The organism is Arthrobacter sp. TJ-266 (genome assembly GCF_058269115.1).
In genome coordinates this window covers 559,391-574,894 of the sequence record NZ_JBZCNC010000002.1, presented here as the reverse complement: position 1 = coordinate 574,894, position 15,504 = coordinate 559,391, and the positions used below count along the sequence as shown (strand labels likewise).

At 68.7% G+C, this 15,504-nt stretch carries 11 protein-coding genes; 5 read left to right on the top strand and 6 right to left on the bottom strand.

Going from position 1 to position 15,504, the window contains the following annotated elements; all coding sequences use genetic code 11:
* The first annotated feature begins 218 nt into the window (after positions 1 to 218).
* The gene (gene rpsA / locus AC4D12_RS07425) at positions 219 to 1,703 is read left to right on the top strand and encodes a 30S ribosomal protein S1 (RefSeq protein WP_490949252.1); all 1,485 of its coding nucleotides are present in this window, start codon (positions 219 to 221) and stop codon (positions 1,701 to 1,703) included.
* 134 nt (positions 1,704 to 1,837) lie between these two features.
* On the opposite strand, the gene AC4D12_RS07420 is transcribed toward rpsA, so the two are convergent.
* Positions 1,838 to 3,040, bottom strand: a complete 1,203-nt coding sequence (locus tag AC4D12_RS07420; RefSeq protein WP_490949514.1) for a class I SAM-dependent methyltransferase — start codon at positions 3,038 to 3,040, stop codon at positions 1,838 to 1,840.
* Between the two features lie 227 nt (positions 3,041 to 3,267).
* On the opposite strand from AC4D12_RS07420, the gene AC4D12_RS07415 reads away from it, so the two are divergent.
* Positions 3,268 to 3,606: a DUF8129 domain-containing protein gene (locus tag AC4D12_RS07415; protein WP_490949251.1), complete on the top strand. Its 339-nt coding sequence runs from the start codon at positions 3,268 to 3,270 to the stop codon at positions 3,604 to 3,606.
* A 134-nt stretch (positions 3,607 to 3,740) separates the two neighbouring features.
* Here the strand turns inward: AC4D12_RS07415 and AC4D12_RS07410 are convergent, their stop codons facing one another.
* Positions 3,741 to 5,399: a RecQ family ATP-dependent DNA helicase gene (locus AC4D12_RS07410; protein WP_490949250.1), complete on the bottom strand. Its 1,659-nt coding sequence runs from the start codon at positions 5,397 to 5,399 to the stop codon at positions 3,741 to 3,743.
* Positions 5,400 to 5,544: 145 nt separating this feature from the next.
* On the opposite strand from AC4D12_RS07410, the gene coaE reads away from it, so the two are divergent.
* The 3 genes from coaE (at position 5,545) to AC4D12_RS07395 (ending at position 10,130) form a co-directional block, all read left to right on the top strand.
* Positions 5,545 to 6,534, top strand: a complete 990-nt coding sequence (gene coaE, locus AC4D12_RS07405) for a dephospho-CoA kinase (RefSeq protein WP_490949249.1) — start codon at positions 5,545 to 5,547, stop codon at positions 6,532 to 6,534.
* A 173-nt stretch (positions 6,535 to 6,707) separates the two neighbouring features.
* Positions 6,708 to 8,783: an excinuclease ABC subunit UvrB gene (uvrB, locus tag AC4D12_RS07400; RefSeq protein WP_490949248.1), complete on the top strand. Its 2,076-nt coding sequence runs from the start codon at positions 6,708 to 6,710 to the stop codon at positions 8,781 to 8,783.
* Between the two features lie 264 nt (positions 8,784 to 9,047).
* A complete protein-coding gene (locus tag AC4D12_RS07395) occupies positions 9,048 to 10,130 on the top strand; it encodes a TerC family protein (RefSeq protein ID WP_490949247.1) in 1,083 nt (360 codons plus the stop codon).
* 85 nt (positions 10,131 to 10,215) lie between these two features.
* Here the strand turns inward: AC4D12_RS07395 and AC4D12_RS07390 are convergent, their stop codons facing one another.
* The 4 genes from AC4D12_RS07390 to AC4D12_RS07375 form a co-directional block, all read right to left on the bottom strand.
* The gene (locus tag AC4D12_RS07390) at positions 10,216 to 11,529 is read right to left on the bottom strand and encodes an alpha/beta fold hydrolase (RefSeq protein WP_490949513.1); all 1,314 of its coding nucleotides are present in this window, start codon (positions 11,527 to 11,529) and stop codon (positions 10,216 to 10,218) included.
* A 116-nt stretch (positions 11,530 to 11,645) separates the two neighbouring features.
* Positions 11,646 to 12,122 carry a GNAT family N-acetyltransferase gene (locus AC4D12_RS07385; protein ID WP_490949512.1) on the bottom strand — a complete coding sequence of 159 codons (477 nt, stop codon included), beginning with the start codon at positions 12,120 to 12,122 and terminating at the stop codon, positions 11,646 to 11,648.
* 95 nt (positions 12,123 to 12,217) lie between these two features.
* Entirely contained in the window at positions 12,218 to 14,761 is a 2,544-nt protein-coding gene (locus tag AC4D12_RS07380) for a DEAD/DEAH box helicase (RefSeq protein WP_490949246.1), read from the bottom strand.
* 47 nt (positions 14,762 to 14,808) lie between these two features.
* A complete protein-coding gene (locus AC4D12_RS07375; RefSeq protein WP_490949245.1) occupies positions 14,809 to 15,468 on the bottom strand; it encodes an MBL fold metallo-hydrolase in 660 nt (219 codons plus the stop codon).
* Positions 15,469 to 15,504: the final 36 nt, after the last annotated feature.

The following is a 15,504-nucleotide window of genomic DNA, read 5'->3' as shown; positions in this document are numbered from 1 at the left end:
CGCTGGCGCCCGAGGCTAGACTGACGGGGCGCGTAGTGCGCTTTGGCGGGCCTCCTCCCAGTGCGGTGGCTCCCGGCGGGTACTACTCTCCCTGAGTCTTCCGAGGCTCTGTCCAATTCGTCCACCTCCGGACAACGGAACCCGCAGCCGGCCTCGCCGGGCCCGCGGGTTGCGCCACGTCCGGGGCAATTCATCATCCACAACGGAGTCCCACCTACATGACCATCACCACCACCGAGAAGCAGGGTGCCCCGCAGGTCGCTATCAACGACATCGGCACCGCTGAGGACTTTCTCGCAGCGATCGACGCGACCATCAAGTACTTCAACGACGGAGATCTCGTCGAAGGAATCGTCGTCAAGGTCGACCGCGATGAGGTTCTCCTCGACATCGGTTACAAGACCGAGGGTGTCATTCCTTCCCGCGAGCTCTCCATCAAGCACGACGTCGATCCCGGGGACGTCGTCTCCGTGGGTGACGAGGTCGAGGCCCTGGTGCTCACCAAGGAGGACAAGGAAGGCCGTCTGATCCTCTCCAAGAAGCGCGCTCAGTACGAGCGCGCCTGGGGCGACATCGAGAAGGTCAAGGAAGAGGACGGCGTCGTCACCGGCACCGTCATCGAGGTCGTCAAGGGTGGCCTCATCCTCGACATCGGGCTGCGCGGCTTCCTCCCTGCGTCGCTCGTCGAGATGCGCCGCGTGCGCGACCTCGCTCCGTACATCGGTCAGCAGATCGAAGCGAAGATCATCGAGCTCGACAAGAACCGCAACAACGTCGTGTTGTCGCGTCGTGCGTGGCTCGAGCAGACGCAGTCCGAGGTCCGCTCCACGTTCCTCAACAAGCTCGAGAAGGGCCAGGTCCGTCCGGGCGTCGTCTCCTCGATCGTCAACTTCGGTGCATTCGTGGACCTGGGCGGCGTCGACGGTCTCGTGCACGTCTCCGAGCTCTCCTGGAAGCACATCGACCACCCGTCCGAGGTCGTCGAGGTCGGTCAGGAAGTCACGGTCGAGGTGCTCGAGGTCGATCTCGATCGCGAGCGCGTCTCCCTGTCGCTGAAGGCCACCCAGGAGGATCCCTGGCAGACCTTCGCCCGCACGCACGCCCTCGGGCAGGTCGTGCCGGGTAAGGTCACGAAGCTCGTTCCCTTCGGCGCGTTCGTCCGCGTCGAGGACGGCATCGAGGGCCTCGTGCACATCTCGGAGCTCGCGGTCCGCCACGTCGAGCTGGCCGAGCAGGTCGTCTCCGTGGGTGACGAGCTCTTCGTCAAGGTCATCGACATCGACCTGGAGCGCCGCCGCATCTCGCTCAGCCTCAAGCAGGCCAACGAGGGCGTCGACGCCGACAGCACCGAGTTCGATCCCGCCCTCTACGGCATGGCCGCCGAGTACGACGAGGAGGGGAACTACAAGTACCCCGAGGGCTTCGACCCCGAGTCGAACGAATGGCTCGAGGGCTACGAGACGCAGCGCGCGGCCTGGGAAGCCCAGTACGCCGAGGCGCAGTCCCGCTGGGAGGCCCACAAGAAGCAGGTCGTCCAGCACGCGTCCGACGACCTCGCTGCGGCGAGCGAGCCGGCCGAGTCCAACGCGACCAGCTACTCCTCCGAGCCCGTTGCCACGGACTCCGGATCAGGAGCGGGTTCGGGGACGCTTGCGTCCGACGAGGCTCTCGCGGCTCTCCGCGAGAAGCTGACCGGAGCGTAGTCGGCTCCAGCAGATCCACGCACCACCAGGAAGGGCCCTCGCCGACGGCGGGGGCCCTTCCTGCATCCGGGGTACGAGTCCCCTTGCACCCCGCTCGTCGTCGTCATTGCGCGCACCCGCTAGTGGGCGCGTCGTCACCGCCGGGTGGAGACCGTCACGGTGAAGCGGGGGGACCGGTCGAGCTGCACGGTCGGACCCACCAGCCGCTCCAGCGCCGGCCGGTACGCGAGGTGGCTGTTCCAGACCGCCACCAGACGTCCGCCGGGGCGGAGCACACGCGCGCTCTCACGGAACAGCTTGTGCGCTATCCCGGTGTGCACCGTGCCCCCGATGTGGAACGGCGGGTTGAGGACGATCGTCCCGGTCGAACCTGTCGCCGCTGCCGAGAGGGCGTCGTCACGAGTGACGATGACGCGCGAGGACACCCGGTTGGCGATCGCCGTCGCCTCGGTCGACGCGACCGCGGACGCCGACTGGTCGGTGGCGTGCACCGTGATGCCGGGATACATCAGGGCGAGGGCGGCGGCAATGGCGCCGTTACCGCACCCGAGGTCCACCACGTCCGTCGGTGCCCCGTCGGGATCCTCGATCCGGAGGTCCCGCAGATGGGGGAGCAGCAGCTGTGTCCCGGGATCGAGGGCCGCGCCGCCGAAGGTGGCACCGTAGGCCCGTACCTCGAGCGGACGGGGGAGCCCGATGTCGTGCCGTCCGGTCCGCGGCCAGGTCGGGTGGTCCGTCGACGCGCTCGTGATCGCTCCCGTGGCCATGAGCACCCGCGACTTCTGCCGCGCGAGGCCGGCGCGGACGTCGCCGAAGTATCGGCCGAGGACCGCGTTCATCGACAGGCTCATGTGCTTGATCCTCCCGACGGCCAGCACCCGGACGTCGGCCGGTGCGTGCGCGGCGATGATGCCTGCGATCTCGTCGAGTTCGTCCAGTGACCGGGGTAGGCGCAGGAGCACGATGTCCGCACCGTGCAGCAGCGATGCGTCGAGTGGTCGCTGCTCGTACGAGCCCGTGAGGCCGAGCAGCTCGGCGTTGCGTGCGAGCGCCCTCTCGTGGACGAGACCGTCCTGGAACACCCGGACCCGCCCGCCACCCGGCGCCGACGGACTAAGGGCGTCGGGGAGGCCGGAGGCGTCGGCGGCGGCGAGAGCCTGGACGACGCCGAGCGTGAGGGCGCCGTAGGCGTCGTCCACGATCGCGACGGTCGGCGGTCGTCCCATCAGGAGCGGCAGCACGGTGTCGAGGAGGAGCCGGTCCGCCGCGTCCACCGCGACCAGCTCCGGCGCCTCGACATCGGGATGTCGTCGGAGGGTGTCGAGCTGGAACGGCATCACCGGACCATCGTAGGCGGGCGAGGGGTGCTCGTGGGCCGCACCGACAGCCGTCGGCGGAGGAGGACCGGTGGCGCCGTCGTCGGATCCCGTGCCACCCCGACCTCCCGTGCGCACGTCGGGACTCGGGGTGGTGACGCCCCGCCGCCCTGCCCAGGGTCGGAAGGGTAGGCGCCCGGTGCCGCGAGCAGCAGCAACGGGCGATCGCGACGAGAACAGGAGATCCCGTGACCGCTTCATCGGAGCACGACGCCCTTCCGATCCCCGAGTACGACCACATCCCGCTCGGGACCTTGCCCACTCGCATCACGGGTCTCGACGAGGAGGGCCTGACGGCATTGCTCGAGTGCGAGGAGGGGCACGGTAACCGCCTGCCGGTGAAGCTGGTACTGCAGCAGCGGCTGGACGCCGTGAGGACCGGCGCCGAGCTGTCGGGCGACGCCGCGTCGTCCCTCCCGGAGGTCGGAGGATCCGCCGGCGGATCCCCGGTGACGCCGGCGACGTCGGGCCCGCCGATCAATCCGCCGTCGCAGGGCGATCCGACGAACCCGGCCCAGCCCCGCTGACCGGAGGCTCACCCGACGCCATTCCGACAGCGCTCAGTCGGGGTCCAGTGAGTGTTCCGACGACGCTCCAGGGGTACCTGGGGCGTCGTCGTCGGGACTGTCAGTCCTCGGAACGGTGATGAGGCAATAATCGGTCACGAGGCCGGAGCCTCCTCCGTCAGGAGGTGGTTGCGTTCCACGAGTTCGACGGAGAGGGTCTTGTACCCCACGGTGTCGAAGAGCACCGTGACGACGCCGTCCTCGTACCCCATGACCGTGCCGCGGCCCCAGTCGGTGTGCCGAACGGTTGCGTCGACGGCGTACGGGAGGGTGGCGTCGGCAGGCGGGGTCTCGGCGGTGCCGGTCTCGTCCTGCCGCCGCCCACAGGTGTCGCAGTTGCCGCAGGCTCCCGGCAGTTCCTCCCCGAAGTACGCCAGGAGGAACTGCCGGCGGCACCCGCTCGTCTCGGCGTAGCGTCTCGCCATCTCCACGCGCGACTGGTCGATCCGCTCCCGGATCCCGGCCTGCTCGACGGCCCGGTCGACGGCCTCGTCCGCCGACATTCTCCGCGCCCGGTAACCCTTCTTCCCGTCCGTGATCGCGTCAGCGGCGAGCAGGAGGTTCAGGAGACCCGTGAGCCGTCGCGCCGACAATCCGGAGAGCTCCCGCAGAGCCTTCGCAGTGACGGGCCGCTCCTCGGACGAGAGCAGGACGAACAGCTGCCGGACATCCTTCTTCTTGACCGATTTCGCAGCGAAGAAGCGCCTCAGGGACAGGTCCTCGGGGCGGTAATGGAGGATCGCCCGGGCAGGCCCGCCGTCGCGGCCGGCCCTGCCGATCTCCTGGTAGTAACTGTCCAGCGAGTCGGCGATGTCCGCGTGCACCACGAAGCGCACGTCCGGCTTGTCGATACCCATGCCGAACGCGGTCGTCGCGACGACCACGTCGATCGACCCGCCCAGGAAGCCTTCGTGGACGGCGTCGCGGTCCTTCGAGCGCCGTCCTGCGTGGTAGCAGTCCGCGGTGACTCCACGGCCGACCAGCTCTGCTGTGAGCGCCTCGGCGGACTTCTTCGTGGCCACGTACACGAGGCCCGGTCCCTCGAGGGCGAGTACCTGATCGCGGACCGCGGCCTGCTTGTCCGCGGCCTCCACGTGCTGCACCACCTCGAGGGCGAGGTTGGGGCGGTCGAAGCCCTCGACGATCACGGTGGGATCCGTGAGCTGGAGGCGCTCCACGATCTCGGTCTGCACGGGATGGGAGGCCGTCGCCGTGAGCGCGATGACGGGCGCGGAGAGATCGCGGACCAGGTGTCCGAGCTGGAGGTAGTCCGGGCGGAAATCGTGCCCCCAGGAGGAGACGCAGTGGGCCTCGTCGACGACCACGAGGGAGACGTCGATCGAGCGCAGCCGGGCTGCGACGTCGTCCCGTGCCACCTGCTCGGGGGCGAGGAAGAGGAACTTGGCCTGGGTGTCGCCGTCGGGGGCCTCGGCCGCCCTCCACGCGGCGTCGATCTCGCTCTTCCTCATCGAGGAGTTGACCACGAAGGCTCGCTGCCCGCCGGCGTGCTCGTTGATCGCGTCGGCCTGATCGTGCTGGAGCGCGATCAGCGGTGAGATGACGACGGCGACGCCGGGCAGGGCCGTGGCGGGCACCTGGTAGATGGCGGATTTGCCCGAGCCGGTGGGCATCACGCAGAGGACGCTCCTGCCGGCCAGCACGGCCGCCATGGCGGCGCTCTGTCCCGGGCGCAGATCCTCCCAGCCGAACGTCGTCCGGGCGGTCTGTTCCAGGTCCTGCAGCGTGATGGTCACGGTCCTCCTCGTGCGGCGATAGAAACTAAGTAGCCTTAGCGTATTGACGGGCGGTGACACTTCCGGCGGACATCTGCGCCGATCCGTCGACTTGACAGGGTGGTGGCGGGAGCCGCGGACCGGCACGGCTCGCTAGGGTGGGGCCATGCTGCAGATCGGATTGACGGGCGGGATCGCCGCGGGGAAATCGGTGGTGGCGCGGCGGTTCGAGGAGCGCGGCGCGGTGCTCGTCGACGCCGACGTCCTCGCGCGCACCGCGGTGGAGCCGGGCTCCGACGGCTTGCGGGAGGTCGCCGAGGCCTTCGGGCCGGATGTCCTCACGCCGGAAGGCGCACTCGACCGCCCCGCCCTCGGTGCGAGAATCTTCGGTGACGCCTCGGCGCGCGGGCGGCTGAACGCGATCATCCACCCCCGCGTGCGGACGGCAGCCGCCGAGATCGTCGCCGCCGCACCGGAGGGTGCCGTCATCGTCGAGGACATCCCGCTGCTCGTGGAGACAGGTCAGGCGCCGCGTTTCCACCTCGTCGTCGTGGTCGACGCCCCGGACGCCCTGCGCGTCCGGCGCATGATGGAGACGCGCGGCTCCACGCGGCAGGACGCCGAGCAACGGATGGCCGCGCAGGCTTCGCGGAACGACCGGCTGCTGGACGCCGACGCCGTCCTCACCAACGACGGCGCTCTGGCGACACTCCTCGCGGCGGCCGATGCCCTGTGGGACGAGCGCATCGTTCCGTTCTCCGCGACCGTCGCCGCCGGGCGTCCTGCCGCCCCGAGCGCGGTCAGGGCCGGCGGCCCGTCGATGGCGCTGCTCGGCACCCAGGACCTGGGACGGCGCGTGCGGGCGAAGCTCGCCGCGGTCCTCGAGGGTGAACCGAGCGCGAAGATCGTCGACGAGGAACCGCACGAACCCGCTCCCGAGGGCGGAAGCGGTCCCGGCGGCCCGCCTGGCGGGGACGCGATCCGCGCCTCGCTGACGGTGCAGGTGGACACGGCCGACGCCGTCGACCGCGTCTCGACGACGCTGGGGCCTGCCGGTTTCCCGCTCGCCCGGGGCGGCGCCGAGCCCGTCCACGTCGGCGCTGATCCGGCGACGTCGGTGACCGTGCACGTCCGGCGACGCAGCACCTCGTCCTGAGGCCGGACACCGGCCGGTGGTGATCCGCGTCGCGCCAGTGGACGGGGTGGATCCGACCGGGCCGTTCCGGGCCGTCGTACGCCGGGCTACGTCCTCGCGCGACAGGCCTCGGTGGCTTTCAGCCGCCAGCAATAAGCAGGAGAAGTGTCATGGGCAGGGACTACCGTTGAAGCATGAGTCTTGCGCAGGATATCAAGCGTGTCGTGGCCCCCTTCGAGGTCATCAGCGAGTACACGCCGGCGGGTGATCAGCCGACCGCCATCAAGGAATTGGCCGAGCGCATCAACGCGGGGGAGAAGGACGTCGTCCTTCTCGGCGCCACCGGAACGGGAAAGAGCGCCACCACGGCCTGGCTCATCGAGCAGGTGCAGCGGCCCACCCTGGTGATGGTGCAGAACAAGACCCTCGCGGCGCAGCTCGCCAACGAGTTCCGTGAACTCCTGCCCAACAACGCGGTCGAGTACTTCGTCTCCTACTACGACTACTACCAGCCCGAGGCGTACGTCCCGCAGACGGACACCTTCATCGAGAAGGACTCGTCCATCAACGAGGAGGTGGAGCGGCTCCGGCACTCCGCCACCAACGCCCTCCTGACCCGTCGCGACGTGATCGTCGTGGCCACGGTCTCCTGCATCTACGGCCTCGGCACGCCCGAGGAGTACATCAACAAGATGGTCACCCTGCGACGCGGGGACCAGATGAACCGCGACGATCTGCTGCGGCAGTTCGTCAGCATGCAGTACACGCGCAACGACATGGACTTCCACCGCGGCACCTTCCGGGTGCGCGGGGACACGGTGGAGATCATCCCCATGTACGAGGAGCACGCGCTGCGCATCGAGTTCTTCGGGGACGAGGTCGAGAACATCTACACACTCGATCCGCTCACCGGGAACGTGATCCGCGAGGAGGAGGAGATGTACGTTTTCCCGGCCTCGCACTACGTCGCCGGCGTGGACCGCATGACGCGCGCCATCAAGGACATCGAGGACGAGCTGCAGCAGCGCCTCGCGGAGCTGGAGTCGCAGAACAAGCTCGTCGAGGCCCAGCGTCTGCGGATGCGCGTCACCTACGACCTCGAGATGATGCAGCAGATGGGCTTCTGCAACGGTATCGAGAACTACTCGAGGCACATCGACGGACGCGGACCGGCCTCGGCCCCCCATTGCCTCATCGACTACTTCCCCGACGACTTCCTGCTCGTCGTCGACGAGTCGCACGTGACCATCCCGCAGATCGGCGCCATGTACGAGGGCGACTCCTCGCGCAAGCGGACGCTCGTCGATCACGGATTCCGGTTGCCCTCCGCCATGGACAACAGGCCGCTGAAGTGGGACGAGTTCCTCGATCGCATCGGGCAGACGGTGTACCTCTCGGCCACCCCGGGCAAGTACGAGCTCGGCAAGGCGGACGGCTTCGTCCAGCAGATCATCCGGCCGACGGGTCTCGTCGACCCGGAGATCGTGGTCAAGCCGACCAAGGGGCAGATCGATGATCTCCTCAGCGAGATCCGCAAGCGGACGGAGGTCAACGAGCGCGTGCTCGTCACGACGCTCACCAAACGCATGGCGGAGGATCTCACGGGATACCTTCTCGAGCACGGCGTGAAGGTGGAGTACCTGCACTCGGACGTCGACACGCTGCGGCGCGTGGAACTGCTCCGCGAGCTCCGCATGGGCACCTTCGACGTCCTGGTCGGCATCAACCTCCTGCGTGAGGGCCTCGACCTGCCGGAGGTCTCGCTCGTCAGCATCCTCGACGCCGACAAGGAAGGCTTCCTCAGGAGCACCACCTCGCTCATCCAGACCATCGGCCGTGCCGCACGTAACGTCTCGGGCGAGGTGCACATGTACGCGGATCGCATCACGGACTCCATGGAGCGGGCGATCGACGAGACCAACCGTCGCCGCGCCATCCAGGTGGCGCACAACCTCGAGCACAGGATCGATCCCACACCGCTGCGCAAGCGGATCGCGGACATCACCGACACGATCAACCGTGAGGACGCCGACACCAAGGCCCTCCTCGCGGAGGCGGGCAAGGGCCGGAAACCAGCGAAGGGTGCGGGTCGCAATGACGGTCTCGCCGCGCTCCCGGCGGAGGACCTCGCCGATCTCATCCAGCAGCTGACCGACCAGATGCACTCGGCCGCCGGTGAACTGCAGTTCGAGCTCGCAGGAAGGCTGCGCGACGAGATCGGCGACCTGAAGAAGGAACTGCGGCAGATGCAGTCGGCCGGGCACGTCTGAACTGCGGCTTCCGCGGCTGTCTCGCTCCCATCGCGCACACCAGCGACGCGGTCAAGTAATGGGCCCGGGCTCGGTTGTTCCTGAGGGTGATTGCCGTCCCTGCGTGGCCCACGGGTAGGATTGGCGCGACGTAGGGGAGTATCCCAAGCGCTATGGACGTCAGCACGCAGGGCACGGCTGCCCTGCCGGGCATAGCGGTCGGTCGGCTTAGATGCCGCGGCGGAGAGACCTACGGCGATCCTCAGCACCTCCGGAAGGTACTTCATGCCCACACTGCCCGTCGCTTTCGAGATCGGCACGTTCGTCGTCCTCGGTGTCATCCTGCTCTTCGACCTCTTGCTGGTCGTGAAGCGGCCGCACGAGCCGTCCATGAAGGAGGCCGGGCTGTGGGTGACGTTCTACGTGGGTCTCGCCCTGGCGTTCGCAGCACTCATGTTCGCCTTCACGGGTCCGGAGTACGGAGGGCAGTTCGTGGCCGGCTGGGTCACGGAGTACAGCCTCAGCATCGACAACCTCTTCGTCTTCATCATCATCATGGCGCGCTTCTCGGTGCCCCGGAAGTACCAGCAGGAGGTGTTGATGGTGGGCATCATCATCGCGCTGATCCTCCGAGGGATCTTCATCGCCCTCGGTGCCGCCGTCATCGAGAACTTCAGCTGGATCTTCTACATCTTCGGTGCGTTCCTCCTCTACACCGCGTACAAGCAGGCGAAGGATTCCGGCGAGGACGAGGAGGACGCCGGGGACAACAAGCTGATCCGCAAGCTCAAGTCCGTGCTGCCCATGTCCGAGTCCTACGACGGCAACAAGCTGCGCACCGTCGTGGACGGCAAGAAGGTCTTCACGCCGATGCTCATTGTCTTCGTGACGATCGGCCTGACCGACCTGCTGTTCGCGGTCGATTCCATCCCGGCCATCTTCGGTCTGACACAGAGCGCGTTCATCGTCTTCACCGCGAACATCTTCGCGCTCATGGGTCTGCGCCAGCTCTACTTCCTGCTGGGTGGCCTGATGACGCGACTCATCTACCTCAAGCACGCCCTGTCCGTCATCCTCGCGTTCATCGGTGTGAAGCTGATCCTCCACGCCATGCACGTCAACGAACTCCCGTTCATCAACGGGGGCGAGCACATCGAGTGGGCTCCTGAGATCCCCACCTTCGTGTCACTGGCCGTGATCGTCGCGACCATCGTGATCGCCGTCGTCGCGAGCCTCATCCGGTCCCGCGTCACCGACAACCCCGCGGCCCGTGCCGACGCGGCCGGAGAGGTCGCTGACGAGCCCGTCGTCGACGAGGGCCTCGACCAGGCCGCCGGCGAGGCCGGGGCGAAGGACACGCGCCGCTAGCGACGCGGGGCATCGAACACCGACGCCCGCAGCAGGACAGAGGGACCCCGTGCACCGCACGGGGTCCCTCTGTTCTCCCCGCCGGCTAGGAGGTGGTCGGTGGGAGTGTCATCGCGAGCAGACGGTCGAAGATGGCCTCGCCGTCGTCCGCGATCCCGTCATGGTGGAAGTCCGCCGTCTCCCACACCGCGAGGTTGCGGACGGCCCCGGCGGTCGCCAGGGACAGCTCCCTGTCCACGTAGATGTCGTCCCGGTACACGGCGGCCGCAACGGGCACCGTGTTGGTGGCGAGCACGTCGGGATCATAGAGCGGCCCCCAGTCCGCCTTCGCGGCCAGGAGTTCGGCCACCCCGCTCAGCGGCCTGAGTGCCGGGTCCTCGTCGACGTACCAGGGGTAGACCATCTCGCCGGTCAGCAGGGGGTCCTCGGCGTCGTCGCGGAACTGCGGATACTCCTCGAGAACCCTCCACGCCGACCACCGGGACGCTTCTGACTGGCAGTAGATGGACTCGTGCAGCAGCGCGTAGAGCGGCTGGGTCGCGCGGCTCACGATGCCGTACACCTGCTCGAGGAAGGTTGCTGAGAGGCGGGGACCGTCCGGCGTCGTCGTGAAGGCGTCCTCCAGCAGGTAGTGGAGCCCATGGATCCTCACGTTGCCGCCGAGGAAGGCGCCGAGCATCTGGAAGCGCCGCACGGTCAGCCGTTCGCCGTCGGGTAGCAACTCCGGGACCTCCCGCAGGTGGCGGGCGATGCGCGAGACCGTCACGCGGTCCTCGGGGTACCACGAGAAGTACTCGCCGTTGCGCGCCTCCACGCGTCGGAAGGTGGCGCGGTACACGGGGTCGGGCCCGCCGGGGAGTGGAGCCAGACCTCCCGTGATCAGCGCACGCAGAACGCCCTCCGGCGTCAAGGAGAGGTAGGTGAGGATGCAGAACCCTCCGAAGCTCTGCCCGAAGACGGTCCACGGGGGGCTGCCGAGCCGGCGCCGGATGAGCTCCGCGTCCGCGACGATCGAGTCCGCGCGGAAGTGCATGAGGTACTCCGCCCGCGCGGCGTCGGTCGGGAGCGAGGCGAGTGTGGCGGCGTCGGCGGGGGAGGACAGGCCCGTGCCGCGCTGATCCAGCATCAGGATCCGGAACGTGCGCGCTGCGGCCTTCATCCACCCGGACAATTGCGTGCTGCGCGCTCCACGGCCTCCCGGCCCGCCCTGCAGGAACAGCAGCCAGGGCAGGCCGGCGACGGCGTCGTCGTCGTGGTCCAGCGAGGTGTACTCACGGGCGAAGACCTCGATTCGGGCGGACGCAGGATCGCCGTGGTCCAGCGGGACGCGGAACCGGTGGGGTGTGGCGCGCAGACCGCGCATCACCGCCGGTCTGCCCATCACGTGTCCGGCGTCCATCGGGTCGCCGTCGTGCTGTTCACCGTCCAGCTGTTCACCGTCCAGCCGTTCGCCCTCGTGAGGTTCGCCGTCGTGCAATCCGCCGTCGCCGTGCATGGCATCGCGTGCGCCGGGCATCACAGCGCGGCGACCCACGCCAGGGCATCGCCGGTGAGACGGTAGGTGCTCCACCCCGTCTGCGGCCGCGCCCCGAGGTTCTCGTAGAAACGGATGGACGGCTCGTTCCAGTCGAGGACGGACCACTCCACCCGTGCGTAGCCGCGCTCGGCCGCGATCCTGCCGAGCTGCACCAGGAGCGCCTTCCCGTAGCCCTTCCCGCGCGCTTCCGGACGCACGTACAGGTCCTCGAGGTGGATCCCGTTGACCCCCTCCCACGTGGAGTAGTTGAGGAACCAGAGCGCGAAGCCCTGGACCTCGCCACCCTCCTCGGCCACGTGCGCGAACACGGTGGGGCTCTCGCCGAACAGCGCCGCCTCCAGCGAGGCGGCGGTGTTCCGGACGGCATCCGGCTCGCGTTCGTAGATCGCGAGGTCGTGGATGAGCTGCAGGATGGCGGGGACGTCGGCGGGGCGTGCCTCACGGATCGGTGAAATGATCCGAGCCTAGCCGCGCCCGCAGGAACGGAGGCGGAAAGGCACCACGACGCCGCGGACGACGGCCGTGCGCCACCAACCCAGCGGTGGAGCGGTCAGGCGGCGATCGGCGCTCCCACACCGATGATCCGGACCACGGGCGTGCCCGCGGCGTCGGACGCGGCGAGATCGATCTCCGCGTTGATGCCCCAGTCGCCGTTGCCCTCGGGGTCCTTGAGGATCTGCCGCACCCGCCAGATCCCCGGGGCTCGCGTGATGAGCAGCAGGTTCGGGCCGCGCGCGTCGGGGCCGTCGTCGATGTCCTCGTAGTCGGCGAAGTAGCCGTCCAGGGCCTCCACCCAGCGGTCGGCGGTCCAGCCGGACTCCGCGTCGAGGGCACCGAGCGCCTCGTCGCGCTCGTCCGCGAACAGCTTGACGCGCTGGAACATCTCGTTGCGCACCATCACGCGGAAGGCGCGTTCGTTCGACGTGACGGACGGCGGCTCGTCCGGCAGGTCGACGTCGTCGCCCGCGGCGCCCGGCACCACCCCTGCGGTGAGCTGCGCCCACTCGTCGAGGAGGCTGCTGTCCACCTGCCGGACCAGCTCGCCGAGCCATTCAATGATGTCGCTGAGGTCCTCGCGCAGTGCATCCAGCGGAACCGTATGGCGCAGCGCCTTGTACCCGTCGGCGAGGTAGCGCAGGAGGATGCCCTCCGAGCGCGTGAGCGAGTAGAACGCCACGTACTCGCCGAAGCTCATGGCGCGCTCGTACATGTCGCGCACGATCGACTTCGGGGCCAGCTCGAAGTCACCGAGCCACGGCGCCGACGCGCGGTAGACGTCGAACGACTGCTGCAGCAGCTCCTCCAGCGGCTTCGGGTAGCTGACCTCCTCGAGTCGGGCCATGCGGGCGTCGTAGTCGATCCCCTCCGCCTTCATCGCGGCGACGGCCTCACCGCGGGCCTTCTTCTCCTGCGCGTTGAGCACCTGGCGGGGCTTCTCGAGGGTGGCCTCGATGACGGAGACGACGTCGAGGGCGTAGCCGGGCGCCTCGGGGTCGAGGAGTTCGAGGGCGGCCAGCGCGAACGGCGAGAGCGGCTGGTTGAGGGCGAAGTTTGCCTGCAGATGCACCTTGAGCCGGATCTGCCGTCCGTCCGGCTCGGGCTCGGGGAGCTTCTCGACGATGCCGGCAGCCACGAGTTCGCGGTAGATCCCGATGGCGCGGCGCATGAGGTGGAGCTGGGATGCGCGGGTCTCGTGGTTCTCGGTCAGCAGCCGCTTCGCGGCGGTGAACGGGTCGCCGGGCCGCTCGATCAGGTTGAGCAGCATGGAATGGCTGACGGCGAAGGAGGACGTCAGGGGGTCGGGAACACTCTCCACGAGCCTGTCGTACGTGGGCTTGCCCCAGGACACGAAGCCCTGCGGCGGCTTCTTCCGCACCACCTGGCGGAGCTTCTTCTGGTCGTCGCCGAACTTCGAGACGGCCTTCGCCATCGCCTTCGTGTTCTCGACCACGTGGTCGGGTGCCTGCACGACGACGGTGCCCGCGGTGTCGTACCCCGCGCGGCCGGCGCGGCCGGAGATCTGGTGGAACTCGCGCGCGTTGAGGAGGCGGGTCCGGACGCCGTCGTACTTGCTCAGTGCCGTGAGGAGCACGGTGCGGATCGGCACGTTGATGCCCACGCCGAGGGTGTCCGTGCCGCAGATGACCTTGAGCAGGCCGGCCTGGGCGAGCTGCTCCACCAGGCGACGGTACTTCGGCAGCATGCCCGCGTGGTGCACGCCGATACCGTGCCGGACGAGGCGGTTGAGGGTCTTCCCGAAACCCGCGGAGAAGCGGAAGCTCGCGATCAGCTCGCTGATGCGGTCCTTCTCCTCGCGCGTGCACACGTTGACGCTCATGAGGTTCTGGGCCCGCTCGATCGCCTCCGCCTGGCTGAAGTGCACCACGTAGACGGGAGCCTGGCGCGTGGACAGCAGTTCCTCGAGCGTCTCCTGCACGGGCGTCTCGGCGTAGTAGAAGTGGAGCGGGATGGGCCGTTCGACGCTCGTGACGGTGGCGGTGGCCCGGCCGGTGCGCTCGGTGAGTTCGCGTTCGAACCGCGTCACGTCACCGAGCGTCGCGGACATCAGCAGGAACTGCGCCTGCGGGAGTTCGAGGAGCGGCACCTGCCAGGCCCAGCCACGCTGCGGGTCCGAGTAGAAGTGGAACTCGTCCATGACGACGGTGTGCACGTCCGCGAGCGCACCCTCGCGGAGCGCGAGGTTGGCGAGGATCTCGGCGGTGCAGCAGATGATCGGGGCGCCCTGGTTCACGCCGGAGTCGCCCGTGATCATGCCGACGTTCTCCGGGCCGAAGATGTCGCACAGCGCGAAGAACTTCTCCGAGACCAGCGCCTTGATGGGCGCCGTGTAGTAGCTCGTGCGGCCCTCGGCGAAGGACACGAGGTGGGTTGCGACGGCCACGAGCGACTTCCCGGAGCCCGTGGGGGTCGCGAGGATGACGTTGTTGCCCGAGACCAGTTCCAGGGCGGCCTCGTCCTGGGCGGGGTAGAGCGTCAGTCCACGCGCCGAGGACCATGCGGTGAAGGCCTCGTACACCGCGTCCGTGCTGGGTCGTCCGTCGTCGTTCCGGGGCAGGTGCTCGTGGATCCTCATGGTCGGTCCAGCCTACCGGCGGGCGAGCGGGCCCCGCGGCTCGGTGTCTACCAGCCGCGCTGCTTCCACTCGGCCAGCGAGCCGCGTTCGGCTCCGAGCGTCGTGCCCGCCCCGTGGCCGGGGTGCACCAGCGTGTCGTCGGGCAGGTAGTCGAACACGCGCGTGACGACGTCGTCGTACAGCGCGGCGAACCGTGCGGGGTCGCCCTGCGTGTTGCCGAGGCCGCCCGGGAACAGGGAGTCGCCGGTGAAGAGGTGCGCGGGGCCGTTCGGGTCGCGGTACAGCAGGGCGATGGAGCCCGGGGTGTGTCCGCGCAGGTGGATCGACTCGAGCTCGAACCCCTCGAAGGAGCCGATGTCGTGGTGTGTCAGCGGTACCTCGGTGGGGACGGCGATGTCGGGGACGTCGTCCTCGCCCGCGGCGGTGCGCGCCTTCGTCGCCTCCTTCACGTCCGCGAGCGCACGCACGTGGTCCCAGTGGGAGTGCGTGGTGACGATCAGCGCCACCCGGACCTCCGCGTCCGTGTCCTCCTGCGCGTCGGCGAGGAGGGAGAGGATCGCGGGTGCGTCGTCGGCGGCGTCGATCAGCACCTGCGCACCGCTCGTGCGGGATGTCAGGAGATACACGTTGTTGTCCATCTCCGAGACGGAGATGCTGCGGATCGTCACGTCGTCGAGGCGGTGCTTGAGGTTCGGGAGGTCGGCCATGGCTCCAGTCTAGGCACGCCGCAGGAGGCGCGGGCA